General features: G+C 60.2%; 3 protein-coding genes. 1 reads left to right on the top strand and 2 read right to left on the bottom strand.

Features of this window, described 5'->3' with window-relative positions; all coding sequences use genetic code 11:
• Positions 1–135 precede the first annotated feature (135 nt).
• Positions 136–753 (top strand): leucyl/phenylalanyl-tRNA--protein transferase, encoded by a 618-nt coding sequence (aat, locus tag EOA86_RS33350; protein WP_128345438.1) that lies wholly within the window; start codon positions 136–138, stop codon positions 751–753.
• Positions 754–765: 12 nt separating this feature from the next.
• On the opposite strand, the gene EOA86_RS33345 is transcribed toward aat, so the two are convergent.
• A complete protein-coding gene (locus EOA86_RS33345; RefSeq protein ID WP_127211722.1) occupies positions 766–1,134 on the bottom strand; it encodes a hypothetical protein in 369 nt (122 codons plus the stop codon).
• Positions 1,135–1,238: 104 nt separating this feature from the next.
• Positions 1,239–1,745 (bottom strand): DUF2155 domain-containing protein, encoded by a 507-nt coding sequence (locus tag EOA86_RS33340; protein ID WP_164759885.1) that lies wholly within the window; start codon positions 1,743–1,745, stop codon positions 1,239–1,241.
• Between the last annotated feature and the right edge of the window lie 17 nt (positions 1,746–1,762).

The following is a 1,762-nucleotide window of genomic DNA, read 5'->3' as shown; positions in this document are numbered from 1 at the left end:
CAAGACGACGCTGCCGCTGTTTCGCGATCTCGTCGGTAATCCCGATATCGCCAATGGCGAGTATGACATCCACTGGCTGGAAAAATATCTGGCCAAAGAGGATTAGGTCGTGAACTTATAGAATATAATGTTGCGATGACCCGTCCCTACGCGCCAGGCTATCGCATCCCGACCGACCTGTTGCTCAAGGCCTACGCCTCGGGCGTCTTTCCGATGGCCGAAAGCGCCACCGATCCCGAAGTGTTCTGGGTGCGGCCGGAGACGCGCGGCATCATCCCGCTCGATGGCTTTCACACGCCTAAAAGCCTGAGGAAGGCGATCCGGAAAAACCTGTTCGACATCCGTTTCGATTTCGACTTCGAGGCGACCATCGACGGCTGCGCCGAGCGGCGCGAAGAACGCCGGTCGACCTGGATCAACGCGACGATCCGCGAGGCTTATGTCGAACTTCACCGGATGGGCCATTGCCATTCGGTTGAAGCCTGGCGCGAGGGTCGGCTGGTCGGCGGCCTCTACGGCGTGTCGCTCGGCCGGGTATTCTTCGGCGAGAGCATGTTCGCCCGGGAAACGGACGCGTCGAAGATCTGCCTGGTGCATCTGGTTGAACGCCTGAAGGAAAGGCGCTTTGCGCTGCTCGACACGCAGTTCACCACCGAGCACCTCAAACGTTTCGGCGCGATCGACGTGCCGAGGGGCAAGTATGAAAAGATGCTGGCTGACGCGCTGAAGGGCGAAGCGGTCTTCTTTCCCTGACGAACCGTCCAATCAGTCTTTCGTCGCAACTTCCAGCGGCGTCTGCGCGTGGAACATCATCTTCCAGCCATTGACGCGATGGACATAGCCGGTGCTGACCAGCGCCGCATAAGGCTCGCCATTCTCGCGAGTGGCATGGGCCTCATAGGTCAGCACAACGATGTCGCTGCCCGGCTCGATGATGCCCTTGAGCTCGATATCGAGATCGCGCCAGCGGTTCGGATCCGTCGCGGTTTCGGCCAGATCGGCGTTACTCATCGTTTGCGCCATCTGTGGGAAAGCCACTAGGCATTCGGTGTCGGCATTGGCTTTGAAATAGGCAGCGTCGCCGGTCCAGAACCCTCTTTCGAGATCGAGGAGTTCGTCCTTGTTGGCCATCATGGGAACATCTCCGTACCGCCAGCCATGACCAACGCACGGAGAATAAGGCGGTTCCGGTAGCTCAGTATGTGATCCCGAACAGGAGATCCCGCGTGCCTGGCGCTCTAATTGGATTTAGCAGCGTCGGGTGCCGGCACCTCCGACTTCTGCTTGCAGCCCTTCAGCCAGACATCGTAGACCGCGTGCTCGACGGCGTTGAGGCCGGGGCTTTCGGCAAACATCCAGCCGGTGAAGATGCGGCGGATCTTGCGATCCAGCGTGATCTCGTCGACCTCGACAAAGGAATCGGTCTTTGGCTCTTCGGTTTGCGGCCGCGAATAGCAGATGCGCGGCGTCACCTGCAAGGCACCGAACTGCACCGTCTCGTCGATATAAACATCGAAGGTGATGATGCGGCCGGTGATTTTGTCGATGCCGGCGAATTCGGCGACGGGATTGGTGATGCGTTCTGGTGCCGCAGGTGCCGCCGGCGCCACTGTCGCCTCCGGTTCCACCGGCGCCTCCGGGTCCACTGGCGCCTCAAGCGTCTGTGCGGCGACCATGCTAAAAGCCGCAAAAGCGGCGGCGGCCACCGTCAGTCCGCCCATCGAGATTCGGCTGAAAATGCTCATGCAAGGGTCCGGTGGTT

It is taken from the genome of Mesorhizobium sp. M5C.F.Ca.IN.020.32.2.1, from assembly GCF_004023105.1.
Taxonomy (GTDB): Bacteria; Pseudomonadota; Alphaproteobacteria; order Rhizobiales; family Rhizobiaceae; genus Mesorhizobium; species Mesorhizobium wenxiniae.
The sequence above is the reverse complement of the archived record's forward strand: the minus strand, read 5'-3'. Positions and strand labels throughout refer to the sequence as shown.

Coding starts and splice junctions, on each gene's coding strand:
- aat (WP_128345438.1), top strand. CDS start 136: ATGACCCGTCCCTACGCGCCAGGCTATCGCATCCCGACCGACCTGTTG.
- EOA86_RS33345 (WP_127211722.1), bottom strand. CDS start 1,134: ATGATGGCCAACAAGGACGAACTCCTCGATCTCGAAAGAGGGTTCTGG.
- EOA86_RS33340 (WP_164759885.1), bottom strand. CDS start 1,745: ATGAGCATTTTCAGCCGAATCTCGATGGGCGGACTGACGGTGGCCGCC.